Below are 17,621 nucleotides of genomic sequence, written 5' to 3' on the forward strand. Positions count from 1 at the left end.
TTTCGAACTTGGTAAATAAAAACAACACCATCAATGTTTAGTGGCAGCTTATTTACGAAACCGTTTTCGTGTGATGTGTGTGTAACAGCTTTTATTTTTAAATAACGCAATGAATATTACAATAAAAAAGATTGCGGAGGATTTGCAATTGGCAGTTTCAACAGTTTCTAAAGCTTTACGTGATAGTCATGAAATCAGCGCAGCTACAAAAGCCAGGGTTTTTGCGTACGCGGCAGAAATAGATTATATGCCCAACCCCTATGCCAGCAGTTTGAAAAGGGGAAGAAGCGGGAACATTGCGGTGGTATTGCCGGAAGTGGCTGATAGCTTTTTTTCTGCTGCGATCAATGGCATTGAAGAGGTTGCACAAGCTCAAGGCTATCATGTCATGGTGTATTTGACGCATGAAAATGTAAAAACCGAACAAGCTATTGTCCGGGATTTTTGGAATGGAAGAGTAGACGGTGTATTGATATCAATAACATCCGACGCAAAAGATTATAATCATCTCTCAGAGCTAGCCACACGGAACGTACCACTTGTTTTCTTTGATCGAATTTGTGAAGACTTAAATACGACCAGTGTTGTTACAAATGATCAGGAATGTGGATATAATGCTGCCCGCCACCTCATTCATCGCGGTTGTAAAAAAATTGCTTTTCTTGCTTTGTTTGATGACCTGTCAATAGTACGAAAAAGATTGAACGGGTTCCAACAAGCGCTGAGAGAGTATAATTTCGATTTGCAGCAAAATCCAATTCTCTATCTCACCAATGATGAGCGTTTCAATAAGGAGCAGATCAGAAATATTCTGGAAAGCAAAGATCGACCCGATGGTATCGTTGGCTCCGTGGAAAAAGTAGTCATGCAGACGTACGATGTATGCAGGGAAATCCGTTTGTCGATACCCAATGATATAAGGATTATCGGATTTTCGCACTTGCAGATTGCGCATCTTTTGAATCCATCCCTTACAACCATTACACAACCTGCATTTGAAATGGGAAAGATGGCTGCTTCGATTCTTATTAAGAGTCTAACGAAGAAAAGTTCTATGATCAGGAAGGAACAAATTATGATCCCGTCTGTACTCATTGAGCGCGATTCCACGAAATGACCACCCGGCATTTTCGATTAACGAGCATCCCCGTTACCAATGTCGTCTGTACTTAAGATGCGCGGGGAAGATCTGCGAAACAATTCGCTACCAGAGCATAATTTTTTTCTTTTTTTGTCCGGCAGCCGGACTTCTTGTTTTCTTTTTCAGAATTAAATTATTAGGCATAAAAATCAACCAAACGTATGAAGCGATGGGTTGAATTTTTGTTGATACCTTCCCCGTAAAGAAACCGACACACATGAACCCACGATGAAAGATTTGAGAATAAATCATTTTGAAAGATACTGACGCAGTCACCAACGGATGATTTATTAAAAAAGATTTTGTACAATTCGGCTTTAGAAAGTTAGTCCATCATCGTTTTCAATATCTTGACTGAACGTTGAAGTTATAGACTAAACAAAGTAACAAAAGGTAAAATCGTATACACTATTTAAATCGATGGAACACATACATAAAGTAGAAGTCTTAAAAATACATCTAAGGATTCTTGGTGCTATAAAATTTTTGGTGCTGTGTTTTTTAATTCTTTCATGTTCGAAAAAAAAGGAAGTGATTGCCCCGGCTGCTTTACTGCCTGTTCCTAGCACAGCTCAATTAGAATGGCACGAAATGGAAATGAATGCATTTATTCATTTTACCATCAATACGTTTACAGATAAAGAATGGGGATATGGCGATGAAAGCCCGTCGCTCTTTAATCCATCACAATTAAACGTTGATCAATGGGTGACGACGTTGAAAGCGGCTGGCTTTAAAGGTATCATTCTTACCACGAAACATCACGACGGTTTCTGCCTCTGGCCGAGCCAGTTTACTGAACACTCAATAAAGAAAAGTCCGTACAAGGAAGGCAAAGGTGATATTGTTCGCGAAGTTTCTGAAGCCTGTAAAAAGCACAATTTAAAATTCGGAATCTATGTATCCCCATGGGACAGAAACCGTTCTGATTATGGCACGCCGCCTTATGTTAATTACTACAGAAATCAATTGAAAGAATTGTTTACCGCATATGGGCCTGTGTTTGAAATGTGGTTCGATGGAGCAAATGGTGGTGATGGATATTACGGCGGTGCGAAAGAGAAAAGGAGAATCAATGGAGCGAGCTACTATGATTGGCCAGCCACGTTGCAAATGGTTAGGGAGTTGGAACCCGATGTAATTTTCTTTAGCGATGCTGGTCCTGGAGTTCGTTGGGTCGGTAATGAGAGAGGAATCGCTGGTGAAACAAATTGGAATTCGATTACACCGGATACCCTATTCGCAGGAAAGGCCGGCATAGAGAAGCTGCTTGAGACTGGCCACGAAAAGGGAACGCATTGGATACCTGCCGAGGTGGATGTATCTATCCGACCTGGTTGGTTCTATCATGCTAAAGAAGATACTTTGGTTAAATCCGCGGAAAAACTATTTGACATTTATTTAACCTCTGTCGGACGTGGTTCTACTTTGCTGCTAAATGTCCCACCAGACAAACGGGGACTATTCCATGAGAATGATGTAAAAGTTCTTAAGGCGTGGCGTGCGCTGCTCGACCAGGAATTCAAGACCAACCTCGCTAAAAATGCAAAGGTGGAAGCAACCTCGTATCGTGACGAAAATGTTGTTTTTTCACCCTTAAATATTTCTGATGAAAATAAGGAAACGTATTGGACCACAGATGATGATGTTACAACGGCTAGCCTGGAGTTAGAACTTGAGGATGCCGCGACAGTCAAATATGTAGAGCTTCAGGAGTATATTAAGTTGGGTCAACGCGTACAGGCGTTTACTGTGGAAGTTTGGAAAAACAATGCGTGGACTAAAGTTGCTGATGCTACTACCATTGGATATAAAAGAATATTAAAATTTGATCCGGTTAACACAGAAAAAGTAAAAATCAATATTACAGCATCGAAAGCTTGCCCGGTGATTTCAAGTGTTAAGGTTTATTGAGCGGTTGAGATGTGTTGCGGAAATTGAAACGATGGTAATGAACTCGCCTATGAAAACGATATTGTTGGTTGATGCACTCGGAAAGCGGACTTTGTCTCTTTCCACGCCTGTATATGAGTCCATTAAAGAATTTATACTTAACGTCGTGAAGGAAAAAGGAGAAATTCTATTTACAGAACTATTGGACCTGGCCGAACAAAATAAAACGCTTTTATATGAAGGTGATATGAGTTGGTGTTTTTTAGTCGTGAAGCGCGATTTAGAAGCTCGGGGAATTATCAAGGTTAAAGTAGGTCTGGGACCTCACCGGGAGCAGTTGCTCAGCCTGAATAAAAAAAAGCGGACGGCTGCCAGATCCAGTTATTTTTAAAAAGAAATTTAATATTTATAAATGTCTAATGTCAAAAACCCTGGTAATGGATAAAGCTGTACAATCATCACGAATATATGTTTTTCTATATATGGCAATCCTTATGGCGGCAACTAGCTGCAAAAAGGAGATGACCGCTGATCAAAAGCAAACCAAATTAACGAAGGATAGCCTTATGGTTATTTCAAGCGGATTTGTCTTTGATACTGCTCAAACATTTCAGCAGTGCCACGCTTCATCAGTCGTTCGGACGGATGACGGTAATTTTCTTGTTGCGTGGTTCGGAGGGACACACGAGAAACATGATGACGTCGGCATCTGGTTATCTAAGGGCAGGCCCGGGGCGTGGACTAACCCCGTGGAGATTGCAAAAATACGTGAAGACGCTCATTGGAATCCCGTACTTTTTCCATCTCCAGACGGAAAAATCATCCTGTACTTCAAAGTAGGTAAGACTATTGACAATTGGGAAACATGGTACAAAGTTTCCGCCGATAATGGCGATACATGGAGTGAAGCTGTCGAACTTGTAACAGGAGATAAAGGTGGCAGGGGCCCGGTGCGAAACAAACCCATCATTCTTTCCGACGGTACGTGGTTAGCGCCGGCATCGAATGAAAAGAAGGGCGTGTGGAATGCATTTGTTGACCGCAGTGAAGACCAGGGAAAGACGTGGACAGTGTCGTCTTTTTTTGAAGTTAACAGAGATTCTATTCCAGAGGAGGGAATTATCCAACCGGCATTATGGGAATCTTCGCGAGGAAATGTTCATGCGTTACTTCGAAGTTCGGCAGGTGTTATTTGCCGGACAGACTCAAAAGACTATGGCAAAACCTGGTCGCCCGTTTACAAAATAAGTTTGCCGAATCCGAATAGCGGCATTGACCTCACTAAACTGGATAACGGCACATTGGTACTCGCCTATAACCGCGACGGAAAAAACTGGGGATCCAGGTCACCCATTTCGCTGGCAATCTCCAGCGATAACGGCAAAACATGGCCGACTTCCATCGATCTTGAGACCGGAAAAGAAGACGACGAATTTTCGTATCCATCGATCATTCACTTTGGAGACACAGTGGCACTGACTTACACCTGGAAGAGACAACGTATTGCATTTTGGATGGTAAGGGTTGTGAATTAGCATTCATGATTACTACTCGAAAGCAATTGTTTATTGCCTTGCCATTCCTCCGTTGTTAGCAACATTGGCTCCCCTGTTTAAACGACACCCCTAATCTATGCCCTTACAGCATCAAATAGGTACGTTCTTTTTTATAAATGTGTTCAAAGACATCCTTCAAAGACCCCATCGGTTTGCGGAAAATGTGAACTATGTAAATTCATCCCTTTAAAATGCAAATCAATTTTAATTGCCGTGCGTCTTTACACGTACACAGTTCCTCATCTAAAAACGAACCCTATGGAAAAGGATGTAGCAATTCTAATGGCAGATCTTTCGGGGTACACGGCGATGACAGATGCTCACGGGGGCGCCTCTGCTGCAAAGCTTGTATCCAAGTACATGGAGCTTGTGAACAAATCCATTTACGGTGACTGCCAGGTGGTTCAGCGTATCGGAGACCAGGTCGTGATGATTTCTGACAATCCAAGTGACCTGGCGATTACAGCAAAAATGTTGAACGTGTACACGCTGGAGGAGGATTGTTTTCTTTCCATTCATGCTGGTCTTCACTTTGGATCTATTTATTGTGAGAATGGAAATCTTTTTGGCTCAACCATAAATGTTGCATCCAGAATCATGAATCTTGCCGGGAGGGCCCAGGTACTTTGTTCTTCAGATTTTGTTGATGTTGTTGAAGATACTTCGTTTTCTTTTGCATCGATAGGGGCGTTTAAACTTAAAAACGTCATGCATAATGTCGAGATCTATGAACTCTCTTGTCACAACGAATTTAGCCTAAACGTTGATCCTGTCTGTCACATGCAGATAAGAACTGATAGAAAAAATGTGACATACAACTGTGCAGGCGAAACCTACCATTTTTGCAATGAGCATTGTAGAGAGCTGTTCAAGGCAGACCCGTATGCCTTCATAATGTTTTCAAAAAACTAACTAGGCGAGCTCCTTTTAAAACTCTAATTCATAATGTACAAATGCGTGTTTTGAAGTTTTCTATGCGCAAAAGTTAACATTCATGTCCGGATAGACTTATAATTTTGTTTTGAACAACGAGGAGAAAGCCGACGGATGTGGTGACCTTTTTCTTCATAATTAGTTTTATAGGTTTGGGTAAATGAGTTAGGGCCGGTGGTATGTTGTAACCCCGGCCCTTTACTTTTATTAATATTTTATACTGACATGAAAATAATATCGTGTATACTCACTATAGCTGCTTTCTTATTATCATGTCAAACAAAAGACGTAAAGAAGAATACAATCTCAGAAGTGATGGACGATGTAATCACGCGGCTTTACGAACAGGTTCCGGCAGAGCAATATAGTAGCATCGACGACGCTTTCATGCTTGAATTTTTGAATGAGGATGAAAAAGAACTGCTGGCCTCCCGGTACTTATATTTTACCGTAAACGTTCCGGTGACTGTATCACTGATGCGGCACACGCAGCAAAGAACAATTCCATTTTGGTTACCCGCATCTGGGTTTATAAAAACAGATCAGATCGTAAAAAATGCGGAAGGGTATGAATATGAAGTTTGGGAAAAGAAGTATGCCGAAGGAAAGATTGAATTGGGAATAAATGGCTTTGATAAACATCGTCCGGTATATTTTATTGCCGTATCACCACAGAATTCTCACCACGAATTAAAGATCTCAAATATTTATCCCTCGCAATACGCGCTGAGTACCATGCAGGTGGGCGCCTTTACCTATCACGATTGGTCGGGACTTTTGTTAACGGAAATTCCAGAGCATCTTATTGGATCGAAGTTCTTTACAACGGTACGGGGACGCGCGCGTGAAGCGCATGTGATCGGCGCCTTTCGCGAGACGCCTTTTCCATCATCAAAGAATCCTGATCAGGTGATGCTTACCTGGAGTGGATCACCAAAGTCTACAATAGACATTCAATGGCGAACAAATACAACGGTAGCGACCGGTTCGGTTCGTTACTGGGCGTTGGGAAGCAAAGATACTTTGACCACCTCTGCTGCTCTAAAAGTGATTCAGGACCGGATGCTTTTTAATGACAGGTATATTCACCGGTTTACGGCTGAGCTGAAAGAGCTGAAGCCAGGGATAACTTATAAATATCAGGTAGGAAGTGATGATCAAAATTGGTCTGCTGTAAAAAGTTTTCAAACCGAGCCGGCTGATACCGATCATTTCTCATTTGTGTGGTTTGGCGATACGCATTGTTTTCCCGACTCCGGCAAGCTGGTGTCGTTGGCAGAAAAGGAAAACAAGGACATCTCATTTTATTCTATTGCTGGTGACATTGTGAGCACAGGATTGAACAGAGATGATTGGGATAAATTGTTTGAATACTCAGGGAGCGTATTTGCTCAGAAACCATTGATGCCTGTTCCTGGTAATCACGACCGGCAGGATGGGCTTGGCGCGCAATTGTATTACGATCTATTTAGTCTTCCGAAAAATGGTCCCGAGAAAGTTGAAAAAGAAAGTTCGTACGCTTTTGAATATGGTAATGCATTGTTTCTCATGATTGATGCAACGTCTGAGGTAGGCGATCATACAGCATGGATAGAAGAAAAGCTTTCGTCAACTAAGGCCACATGGAAATTTGTGATGTTTCATTTCCCGCCTTACAATTTTGAAGAACCATACCTGGACATTCAGCAAGCATGGGTTCCCCTCTTCGATAAATATCATGTGGATATGGTGATGGGTGGTCATATCCACTACTACATGCGTTCGCACCCTATGTTTGATGGAAAGGTAGTCAACGATTATAGTAAAGGAACTGTTTATGCCATTTCAATCAGTATTCCTGGCAAACATGATAATATGACGGAAGAACCGTATGCTGTTAAACAATTCAATGAAGGATATTTTTATCAGCGTATGGAAATTGATGGAAAAGTTCTCAAGTATACAACCGTGGATAGTAATGGTGAAGTAAAGGATACATTTACAATTCAAAAATAAATTTGCTCCCGAAGGTGGGAGTCAGTTGTTTTCCGTTCCAACATGACCTCAAGATCCATTGGCTGTAAGCAGGTCTATCCTAACGATCGATCAAGATGTTCGGCGTGACTCTTTTCGGCCGGGACTTCATCTCATGATTTGCAATTTGAGCAAAGTGTGAGATGAGATACGCAAAATGCGTACTCCTGTCATGGTGCTTTTTGTATTCTTATGATAATGTCAACGCCTGTTGCTTTCGCCCATAAAAAACAATTGTGCATTCTCGTGATATCCGGAATGATTCTGGCATGCTGTGTCAAAAAGGAAAATAAACTTACTGATTCACAGACACCAAGTTTCGTTTCAGATACCGTTTTTTGGCAAGAATACCATGAAGGTTATTTGGTTAGCAAAGAAGCGGAGGCCAATGAGGTCCGCAGTATTGCTGTTGATTCTTCCAATAATGTCTGGATTGCAACACCTATGGGTGTGTTTAAGAAAAAAGAGAATGATAAAAATTGGCTTCACGCGATTCCGGAATCAGAGCAAGGTCCTTCCTTTTCTGTTGAGATTGACAACCAATCCGCCGTATGGATGACTACATGGAACGGCGTTTACCGCTTTAAGAATAGTATACTTGAACGCATGCCAGGTGCTCAATCACCCATTTCGACTTTGTGTGTTGGGAGTGAAGGGGTTTATGCGTTAGGACCGCATGGCGTCTGGCTGTATAATGACAACGGCTGTACTAAAATGGATTATCCAATTGCACGATCTGTACGTGATGCTACTTCCGATGGCAGGGGTGGATTATGGATAGGAAGCGACGTCGGACTTTATCACTGTAATGCTAATGCGACAAAACATTTTGTGAAGCCGGATCATTTGCTTAGTGCATATATCCGTGGCGTTGCCTTAGATGATGATAAACTGTGGGCTGCCGGATTGGGTGGTGTCACCATTCTCCAGGATGAAAAAAAGGTTAACGGGTTATTACCAAAAGATGGAATTCCATCAATTCAGGTAAACTGCTTGAAGCGTTCACCCGATGGCGTAATGTGGGTGGGTACCGCCGTAGGCGTAGTAAGGTATAATCAGGCCGAAAGCCATTCACTTCTATTTAGCCGACGCTGGTTATTGGATGATCAGGTAAACGATATTGCGTTCGATAACAATGGCAATGCATGGATCGCTACAGCAGGAGGAGTAAGTGCCATCAAGCGGAGGAAGATGACGTTGGCCGGCAAGCAAAACTATTTTTATGATGTATTAATGCGGCGCCATATTCGTGATCCCTGGATCGCAGGTCAATGCCGCCTTCCAGTAGCCGGCGATACAACACGATGGGAGTCAGAGGATGATGACAACGATGGTGAATATACCGGCAACTATCTGGCAATGGAGAGTTTTCGTTATGCAGTCACCAAAGATGAGGATGCTAAAGTGAAAGCGAAGAAAGCTTTTCAGTTTTTAAAATTGCTACAAGAAGTCACTGAAACTGATGGCTTCTTTGCGAGGACCATTGTCCCTTCTGACTGGAGTTTTATTCATGATGTTAACCAAACCTATACTGACCGACAGATAGCCGATGAGTTGGTAAAGGAACCACGTTTCAAACCAGTTCCCATACGATGGCATAAATCAAGGGATGGAAAGTGGCTTTGGAAGGGTGACACGAGCAGCGATGAAATCTGCGGCCATATGTTTGGATATTTTTTTTATTATGAGCTGGTAGCGGATGACGCGGAGAAAGATATCGTACGAAAACATGTCGCTAAGATCGTAGATCACCTTATGGCGAATGATTTTACCTTAACGGATCTCGATGGTAAAGCAACGCGCTGGGGAGTTTGGTCTCCGGATAAATTAAATCGAGATCCGGAATGGTCACCTGATCGAAGCCTGAATTCGATGGAGTTGTTAGCTTTTCTGAAACTGGCTCATTACATGACGGGAGATGAAAAGTATCAGCGTGAATATAGCAGACTTATCAACGAGGAGGGATACAAGGACAACATGGCGAACATCCCGCATCAGAACCCCGCATGGTTTATTTATTTTGATGTTACCCTGGCTGCTTATCAATATCCCATACTGCTCAAATGTGAAAAAGATCCTGAGCTATTGGCATTTTATCAACAACACATTGACACCTGGATGGAACATCGCAAGGGTGATAAAAATCCATTGTTAAATTTTATTTATTGCTTTTCACGGAATAAAAAGGTGGAAATTCAACCATCGGTCGATTTACTGAAAGATACACCTTTAGATCTTATTGACTGGACGATTGATCATACGAAGCGTGAAGACATTAGTATGGTGCATTATCCTGTGTTGGATGAAATCCAAGTAAGTGAATTGCCGCCCGCCAGCATCCGTGGCACAATACGATGGGACAAAAATCCGTGGGGGATTAGCAGTGGCAATCACCATGTAGAACGGGAACCCGTGTTTTGGCTTTTGCCTTATTGGATGGGAAGATACATGGAAATGATTAAATGATCCTGCGACAGGTACTATCGCACCGCGTCTCTCCTTACAGCAAAACGGATTTCGCAAAGCACCCCTTTATAAACGTAAATCGATACGCCACTATGAGGCTTTTTATATATTCTTGCTTGTAAAAAGAATTACGATTGAATAATAAAATCATTTGAAGATGAAAACAGTTGCACAATGGGTGTGGGCACTTGGTATTTTGATAGTTGCATTTTCGTGCTCAAAGAAGAATGAAGAAGCCGGGACTGGCCAACCAGTCCATCAAGATGTTTCCTATCTGCAGGATTTTAGCAAGAAGTTTGAACTACAGCAGGAAGGTGTAGGTTTAAAAAAAGTATATAGTGACAGGAATGGTGTCATACAGATTTATTCTTCGGCAGGGTTACTAAAAACATATGCGGGAGAATTCCTTTATCCCGGCTTGTTAGTTCCCGATAAAACATACCGTCCCATTGCTGATAAAAAGATTTTGAATCTCGGTCTTTATCATGATCAATTTGTTTACCTCGATGATAAAGCGGTACTAAGCAACGCTTGGGCTGGTAATCTCTATTCGCGTTATACCATGCTTGGGGCTTCCCTCTTTGAAGGCGGTGAAACGTTTTCGTTCTTAATTTCCGATGGTCATGCCCTGCAATATCTCAAAGACTCCAAGGTATTGTGGGAAGGAAAGTCAGGTGAAAAAATCAACGACATTATTTTTGATGCGAGTAAAAACGTTTTCTGGCTATTAAGTGGCCAATCACTCTCTTTCTTTTCCGTAAAAAGTCTTACAATGACACCAGCTTTCTCAGGAAATAATTTTGCATGCTTTACACTTTCCAATGGGGGGAAGGAAATTGTCATTGGAACAAATGATGGATATCTTATTGTCGATGCTGATTCAAAGCAACAAAAAGGAGAGGTGGTCAAAAAACTTCCGTGGACTGAAATTACAACAGTTCAGGAAATTAATGGTAAACTCTGGTTCGGTTCAACCAGAGGTGCCTTCGCCGCTAACGCAGATGGTAAGTTCGACTATTATGCCTCTAAACGCTGGCTTCCCTCAGACAACGTAGTGGATATTGAAAAAGGTCCGGATAATTCGGTTTTAGTACTTACGGATAAGGGCCTTGGACAAATTTGTTTCAAAGCAATGACCTTACATGATAAAGCCATGTACTTTGAAAAGCAAGTTCGCGCCCGTCATATCCGTCACGGTTTTAACGCTACGCTCGGCTATATGCAGGATGGTAGCCTCGCTACCGGATCGTTGGAAGACTCTGATAACGATGGATTATGGACTTCGATGTACCTGGGCGGAGAAGTATTCCGTTACGCGGTTACGAAATCAGAGGAGGCTCTTCAAAATATTGAAGAGTGCATGGCAGCGATGGAGCGTCTTTATACTATCAACGGCGTAAAAGGATTTCCGTCACGGTCATTTGAAAGAACCGGATATAAGTACGAGGATAAACCTTGGCGTAGAGCTAAGGATCCTGAGTGGGATTGGAAATCTACAACCAGCAGCGATGAAGCAATCGGTCACATCTTTGCCTTTGGTGTGATGGCAGAACTTCTCGACGATCAAAAAGATCTTCAAACCAGAGCGATCACGCTAATCGATTCCCTTATGCAACACACGATCGATAATGATTTTTATTTGGTGGACTGGAACGGGGAGCCTACGCTTTGGGGGAAATGGAATCCGAAATATGTAAACGCCAGACCTGTTGGTGTGGGTGATCGTAAGATCAATTCATCAAACATCATCGCGATGCTTCAGACTGCATATCATTTTACAAAGAAGGAAGTTTATAAAGAAAAAGCATTTGAGCTGATGACAAAGCATGGTTACTACGAAAACCTCATGTTCCCGATGAGTCAGGTGCGACAAGCAGATGCCAACGCCGACGATTGGAGCAAAATGTTGTCAGAGTCCTGGAATCACTCTGATGATGAGATGTACTTTGTGGGCTACTGGGGACTTTATCGTTACGCGTTCAACGATACTTTAAAAGTAAAATTCAAAGAGGCCATCCTTGATCATTGGCAAATAGAAAGGCCTGAGAAAGAAGGTGCCTGGAATATTTTTACGGCGCTTACAGGTACGAAAGAATTCGATTTGAATGAAGCAGTTTGGTATTTGCAGGAATACCCGATGGACCTTGTTCACTGGAAGGTCGAAAACAGTCACCGGAAAGATATTGAACTGATGGAGCCCAACTTTCGAAGACAGACAATCAAAGAAGTTCTTCCTGCAAGTGAGTTGCCAATAAGTCGACACAATGCTAACCGTTTTGATTTGGATGGCGGAGATAACGGGGCCTCCGAATACAGCGCAGGAGATATTTGGCTTTTGCCTTATTGGATGGGAAGGTATTTAAATGTGATTAGTGCGCCGGATGAGAAAAAAAAATGATTCATCCGGATTGGTACTCGATGACATTAATCTACTTTAGAATGTTGTAACCAACCTAACAATTGTCTTCGAATGAATAATGTTCAATCACACGCAGGCACACGGCTAACATCGTTAGATGCCATGCGTGGTTTTACCATTGCAGCAATGATCCTAGTAAACTATCCGGGAAGCTGGCAACATATTTATCAGCCACTCGAACATGCGGAATGGCATGGACTTACGCCTACCGACCTGATATTTCCTTTCTTTTTATTCATCGTAGGAGTATCCATTGCGCTGTCGTACACAAAACTTTTAGAGAAGGGAAACTCCAGGAAGGAATTGTATAAGAAGATTGTGTTCCGGGCGCTGAAAATATTTGCCGTTGGTATTATTCTAAGTTTGATCCCAAACTTTGATTTTATGAATATCCGGTTCGCCGGCGTGTTGCAGCGAATCTCCATCGTCTTTCTGGTTTGTTCGTTCATCTTCCTGAATACTTCATTTAAAACACAAGCCTGGCTGGGCGCTGTAACACTCATCTTGTACTGGTTGGTCATGACGTTAATTCCAACGCCAGGGGTAGGGTACGTGAGCTTGGAAAAAGGTGTAAACCTGGCTGCATGGATAGATAGTATGCTGCTTCCGGGTAGGATGTGGCAAGGCACGTGGGACCCAGAAGGAATTCTTAGTACGTTTCCATCCATCGTTACTGGTATCACAGGTTTGCTCGCGGGACATTTGTTGCTGAGTAAACGAACACCGTACGACAAATCTATTTTGTTGATGATTTTGGGATTCGCAGCTGTCACGCTGGGATACGTTTGGGGTTTAACTTTTCCTGTGAACAAGAATTTGTGGAGCAGTTCCTTTGTGTTAGTTACCTCAGGCCTTGCTTCCCTTTTGTTGGGCGCACTTTACTACATTGTTGATATCAGGCATTATACTACAGGCACGAAACCGGGAATAATTTTCGGGGCTAATGCTATTGCCATATATGTTATTTCTGATGTTATCTCTATCATTTTTTACAGCTTGCCTTTTGGGGCAGCCTCGTTGAACGTCCATTTTATGACGGGCCTGACAGCAATTGGTGTCGCACCTAAACTGGTAAGCATGCTTTACGCTATCATCTTTGTTTGCATCAATTTTTCAATTGCCTATGTGTTGTACAAAAAGAAAATTTTTATCCGGCTCTGATGCTGCGACAAGCAGAAGCGGTAACGCACAGGTAAAAAAATTTGCCCTATGAACAAGTTCATTATATTATTTGCTTCTGCTATTCTTCTTGTAGCATGCACATCCCCGAAGGATCAATTGTCCTTTGCTGAAAGCATATCCGTTCGTTGGGAACTCGTCACAAACTTCACGGACGAGCACAATGTTTTTGAAGCGAAATTTGATATAACAAACAACGGCGATTTTGCTCTTTCTAATAAAAACTGGACACTGTTTTTTAATATGGCGCCTCGCAAATTGCTTGAACCCAAAATAAAAGAGCCGGCAAGTTTGCATCACATCAATGGCGACTGGTATAAGCTGGTTCCAAACGAAAATTTTAATTTAGAACCTGGCCAGTCGATTACCATTGGCTATCGCGGAGTTGAAGCTGTAATTAAAGAAACGGATAGACCACTTGGATTATATATTGTCTTTTACGATGATAATGGAGCGGAGAAAAAAATTGTCGAGGTAATGGATTATACCTGGGCAGCTTTTGATAAACCTGAACAGATTAATCGTAATGCAGAAGATGAGGAGCCTATTCCAACGGCTGAATGGGTTTATAAAACGAATGCCGACGCGGGTGTTGTACCCGATTCAGAATTAAAGCAAGTCATTCCTTCCCCTGTCAACCTCAGGATGGGTCGCGGGACGTTGGACCTTAGCAACGAAATGGAAATATATTTTCAGAATGGATTAGAGAACGAAGCAAAGTACTTGGCGGCCAGTTTAAAGGATTTGACAGGAAAGGAATTCAAAACCGTTACCACACCTTCGAGCACAAAATTGATCACCTTGTGGCTCAAGGATATGACGGTTTCCAACGTTTCAAAAGAGGCCTATAGCCTTGAAGTTGCAGAAGATGGAATTGCTATCAGTGGAAGTGATGCCGCCGGTGTATTTTATGGAATACAAAGTCTTCGCGCATTGGTACCTATTGAAGCGTACCAAAAAAAATCTTCAATAGTTTCATTGCCCCATGTATTCATAGAAGATGCACCGCGCTTTAGTTTCCGCGGACTTCACCTCGATGTGAGCAGGAATTTTCAAACGAAGGAAACCATTTTGCGGCTTCTGGATTTGCTTTCATTTTACAAGATAAACCGTTTTTTATTTTATACAACGGAAGATGAAGGCTGGCGACTGGAAATAAAAGACCTTCCGGAATTAACGAGCGTTGGTGCCCAACGTGAACATACTGCTGGTAAAGAAACAGCAGTTCTTCATCCGGCTTATGGGTCTGGTCCCTTTGCAAAAGCGGAAGGTAAATTCGGCCATGGATATTATTCAAGGAAAGACTTTATAGAAATTTTAAAGTATGCCAATGAGCGTCATATTAAGGTCATTCCTGAATTAAACTTTCCCGGTCACGCACGTGCAGCTATTAAAGCAATGGAAGCCCGTTACGAAAAATTCATGAAGGACGGAAAAGAAGCGGAAGCCAATGAGTACCGGTTAATAGATCCGCAGGATGCCTCCGTTTATCTGTCAGCTCAAGGATATAAGGACAACGTTGTCAGTGTTGCACGCGAATCAGTATTTCACTTCTATGAAAAAGTTGTGGATGAAATTACGGCAATGTATGCAGAGGCCGGTCTGAAGCTGGATGAATTTCATACAGGAGGCGATGAAGTTCCGGAAGGTGCGTGGACAAAATCTCCACTGGCTGCGGAACTGATGACCAAACATCCTGAGATCAGAGATCCAAAAAATTTGCAAGCATATTTCTTTCGTGAATTGTTAAAGCGATTGAAGAAAAGAAATCTCCAGGTACATGGCTGGGAAGAAGTCGCGCTCATGAAAACATCAGAAGGGGAGTATGTTCCCAATCCTGAATTTGCAAAGGAAAATGTAGTGCCATACATCTGGAATAACATGTTTGACTATCCCGACCTTGGTTATCGGTTGGCAAATGCCGGTTATAGCGTTGTGCTTTGCAATGTTTCGAATTTTTATTTTGACCTGGCATACAACAAAGATCCGAAAGAACCCGGGTTGTATTGGGCTGGTTTTGTGGATACGAGACATGCGTGGACCTTTGCTCCTTATGATATGTTCAAAACGACTACCAAAAACTCCATGGGACAAAAACTTGATCTCGAAACAGGGAACATGAAAGCAGGCGGTAAGAGTAAAATAATTGTAGAGCATTTAAGGCCGGAGGCGAGAAAAAATATTTTAGGCATTGAAGCACAGGTTTGGAGCGAGACTATAAAAGGACGAGAGATGCTGGAGTATTATACACTTCCCAAACTTATTGGATTTTCGGAAAGTGCGTGGGCAGCCGAGCGGAAATGGGAAACGATTGAAGACAAAACACAACGGGAAACGCTGATACAACAAGAATGGAATGTTTACGCGAATAGTCTGGCGAAAAAAGAATTGCCAAGACTAAGCTATTTAAATGGAGGATATCACTATCGTATTCCTTCTCCGGGCGCGATTGTTGAAAATGGCAAGCTGAAGGCAAACGTAGCGTATCCGGGTTTGATCATCAGATACACGACTGATGGCACTGAACCAACGCTGAATTCGTTGAAGTATGAAAACCCGGTGGATATCAAAGGTACCATTCTTCTTAAAAGTTTTGATGCATCAGGAAAAGCAAGTCGTGTTGTTCAGGTAAACTGAAGTAAGTGGTTTTTAATTTTCAATTGTCTTATGAATTTGTGTGCGTTGACGTCCTGCGAAAAAACGGATTCCGTTGAAAACCTTTGACGCAAAATGAAGTTTTATTAACGCAAAGTTTCGCAAATTAGGGTAAAGGCATAGAATACTTTTGCAAACAGCGTGCTGGTTGTACTCCATTACTTTAAACATTGTATCTAAAGCAATATGACAATAGGTGTCGATTTGGGTGGAACCCACATACGTGCAGGGATTGAAAATGGTGGGAATGTCTTCAACCAGAGAAAAGAAATATTTCGCACCGACCGGTCATTAGAAGAAACGATAACGCAGTTAATAGAATTTGTCAGACCGTTGGTTCGTGCAGAGGTGAGAGGCCTGGGCATTGGCGTTCCTTCCGTGGTCGATATCGAGAAAGGAATTGTATACAATGTTACCAATATACCGTCGTGGGAACAGGTTCCATTGAAAGACATTCTTGAACAAGAATTTAGAATACCGGTCAGTGTGAATAACGATGTGAACTGTTTTACACTTGGCGAGCACCAATTTGGGTTATTGAGAGGAATGAAACATGTGGTTGGAGTTTCGTCAGGTACTGGATTAGGCGCAGGTATTATTATCAACAATCAACCTTTTTATGGCAACAATTGTGGTGCAGGAGAAATCGGACTGTTGCCATACTTGGATCACAACATTGAATACTATGCCAGCGGAAATTTGTTCCGTGCGTATTTCAACATTAATGCGGAAGAGGCACATCAGCGCGCCCTCGCCGGCGATGCCAAAGCCTTGGGATATTGGAAAGAATTTGGAATTCACATGGCAGAAGCCGTAAAGTGTGTAGTATACGCCTATGATCCCGAGGCTATCGTTTTAGGCGGTTCTTTGTCCAAAGCATTTAACTTATTCCGGGACAACATGAATGCCACCCTAAAGGATTTTACCTATCCGGAATCCATGAAGAGACTTAAGATTTTCCAGTCTCAAAACGAAAATATCACGCTATTGGGCGCCGCCGCTATGGTTAGGCAGTTTAATGCTTCTCTTGCCAATATATCCTGATTAGTCAGCCATCGTTTAACTCTTTCCGTTGCTTAGGTGTGTTCGGTTTGTTTCCTTTTTAACAAATTGACTTACATTCTATTACCGCAATATTAAATGTTAGATCTCTTGCGCAAACCCTGCACTGGTTAACGCAAAATGCGGATATCTCCAACTTACTTAATCACGAACTTTAAAAAGGTTATTCGCGACTCCATCTTTTGATTTCACGAAAAACCACTGTAGATGAACTGCAGTTCAGTAAAAAAAATGAGACCGTATTAACTAACCATCTATGAATTTAAATTTTTACAAAAAGGGGCCGGGCAGGAGATTTTTATTT

11 protein-coding genes are annotated in these 17,621 nt (G+C 42.1%); all 11 read left to right on the forward strand.

What is annotated here, in order from left to right:
• Nucleotides 1-109 precede the first annotated feature (109 nt).
• The 11 genes from P2W71_RS11995 (at nt 110) to P2W71_RS12045 (ending at nt 17,299) form a co-directional block, all read left to right on the forward strand.
• A complete protein-coding gene (locus tag P2W71_RS11995; protein ID WP_276371234.1) occupies nt 110-1,117 on the forward strand; it encodes a LacI family DNA-binding transcriptional regulator in 1,008 nt (335 codons plus the stop codon).
• A gap of 444 nt (nt 1,118-1,561) precedes the next feature.
• The gene (locus tag P2W71_RS12000; protein ID WP_276371236.1) at nt 1,562-3,055 is read left to right on the forward strand and encodes an alpha-L-fucosidase; all 1,494 of its coding nucleotides are present in this window, start codon (nt 1,562-1,564) and stop codon (nt 3,053-3,055) included.
• Nucleotides 3,056-3,104: 49 nt separating this feature from the next.
• On the forward strand, nt 3,105-3,425 hold the full coding sequence (locus tag P2W71_RS12005) for a hypothetical protein (RefSeq protein WP_276371238.1): 321 nt from the start codon (nt 3,105-3,107) through the stop codon (nt 3,423-3,425).
• Nucleotides 3,426-3,471: 46 nt separating this feature from the next.
• Entirely contained in the window at nt 3,472-4,569 is a 1,098-nt protein-coding gene (locus P2W71_RS12010) for a sialidase family protein (protein WP_276371240.1), read from the forward strand.
• 279 nt (nt 4,570-4,848) lie between these two features.
• Nucleotides 4,849-5,502, forward strand: coding sequence for a YHS domain-containing protein (locus P2W71_RS12015; RefSeq protein ID WP_276371243.1), 654 nt, complete (start codon nt 4,849-4,851; stop codon nt 5,500-5,502).
• Between the two features lie 246 nt (nt 5,503-5,748).
• The gene (locus P2W71_RS12020; RefSeq protein WP_276371245.1) at nt 5,749-7,518 is read left to right on the forward strand and encodes a metallophosphoesterase family protein; all 1,770 of its coding nucleotides are present in this window, start codon (nt 5,749-5,751) and stop codon (nt 7,516-7,518) included.
• Nucleotides 7,519-7,734: 216 nt separating this feature from the next.
• The gene (locus P2W71_RS12025; RefSeq protein WP_276371247.1) at nt 7,735-10,002 is read left to right on the forward strand and encodes a regulator; all 2,268 of its coding nucleotides are present in this window, start codon (nt 7,735-7,737) and stop codon (nt 10,000-10,002) included.
• A 157-nt stretch (nt 10,003-10,159) separates the two neighbouring features.
• On the forward strand, nt 10,160-12,400 hold the full coding sequence (locus P2W71_RS12030; protein ID WP_276371249.1) for a hypothetical protein: 2,241 nt from the start codon (nt 10,160-10,162) through the stop codon (nt 12,398-12,400).
• A gap of 72 nt (nt 12,401-12,472) precedes the next feature.
• The gene (locus tag P2W71_RS12035) at nt 12,473-13,582 is read left to right on the forward strand and encodes a heparan-alpha-glucosaminide N-acetyltransferase domain-containing protein (RefSeq protein WP_276371251.1); all 1,110 of its coding nucleotides are present in this window, start codon (nt 12,473-12,475) and stop codon (nt 13,580-13,582) included.
• A 48-nt stretch (nt 13,583-13,630) separates the two neighbouring features.
• The gene (locus tag P2W71_RS12040) at nt 13,631-16,237 is read left to right on the forward strand and encodes a family 20 glycosylhydrolase (protein WP_276371253.1); all 2,607 of its coding nucleotides are present in this window, start codon (nt 13,631-13,633) and stop codon (nt 16,235-16,237) included.
• Between the two features lie 204 nt (nt 16,238-16,441).
• Complete coding sequence (locus P2W71_RS12045) at nt 16,442-17,299, forward strand: ROK family protein (protein WP_276371255.1); 858 nt, start codon at nt 16,442-16,444, stop codon at nt 17,297-17,299.
• Nucleotides 17,300-17,621: the final 322 nt, after the last annotated feature.

This window comes from Chryseolinea sp. H1M3-3, assembly GCF_029360725.1.
In the GTDB taxonomy this organism is placed as follows: domain Bacteria; phylum Bacteroidota; class Bacteroidia; order Cytophagales; family Cyclobacteriaceae; genus Chryseolinea.

Excerpts from the sequence above, each read along its gene's own strand:
- P2W71_RS12015 (WP_276371243.1), top strand. The coding sequence starts at position 4,849 with ATGGAAAAGGATGTAGCAATTCTAATGGCAGATCTTTCGGGGTACACG.
- P2W71_RS12035 (WP_276371251.1), top strand. The coding sequence starts at position 12,473 with ATGAATAATGTTCAATCACACGCAGGCACACGGCTAACATCGTTAGAT.
- P2W71_RS12020 (WP_276371245.1), top strand. The coding sequence starts at position 5,749 with ATGAAAATAATATCGTGTATACTCACTATAGCTGCTTTCTTATTATCA.
- P2W71_RS12045 (WP_276371255.1), top strand. The coding sequence starts at position 16,442 with ATGACAATAGGTGTCGATTTGGGTGGAACCCACATACGTGCAGGGATT.
- P2W71_RS12005 (WP_276371238.1), top strand. The coding sequence starts at position 3,105 with ATGAAAACGATATTGTTGGTTGATGCACTCGGAAAGCGGACTTTGTCT.
- P2W71_RS11995 (WP_276371234.1), top strand. The coding sequence starts at position 110 with ATGAATATTACAATAAAAAAGATTGCGGAGGATTTGCAATTGGCAGTT.
- P2W71_RS12040 (WP_276371253.1), top strand. The coding sequence starts at position 13,631 with ATGAACAAGTTCATTATATTATTTGCTTCTGCTATTCTTCTTGTAGCA.
- P2W71_RS12030 (WP_276371249.1), top strand. The coding sequence starts at position 10,160 with ATGAAAACAGTTGCACAATGGGTGTGGGCACTTGGTATTTTGATAGTT.
- P2W71_RS12025 (WP_276371247.1), top strand. The coding sequence starts at position 7,735 with ATGTCAACGCCTGTTGCTTTCGCCCATAAAAAACAATTGTGCATTCTC.
- P2W71_RS12010 (WP_276371240.1), top strand. The coding sequence starts at position 3,472 with ATGGATAAAGCTGTACAATCATCACGAATATATGTTTTTCTATATATG.
- P2W71_RS12000 (WP_276371236.1), top strand. The coding sequence starts at position 1,562 with ATGGAACACATACATAAAGTAGAAGTCTTAAAAATACATCTAAGGATT.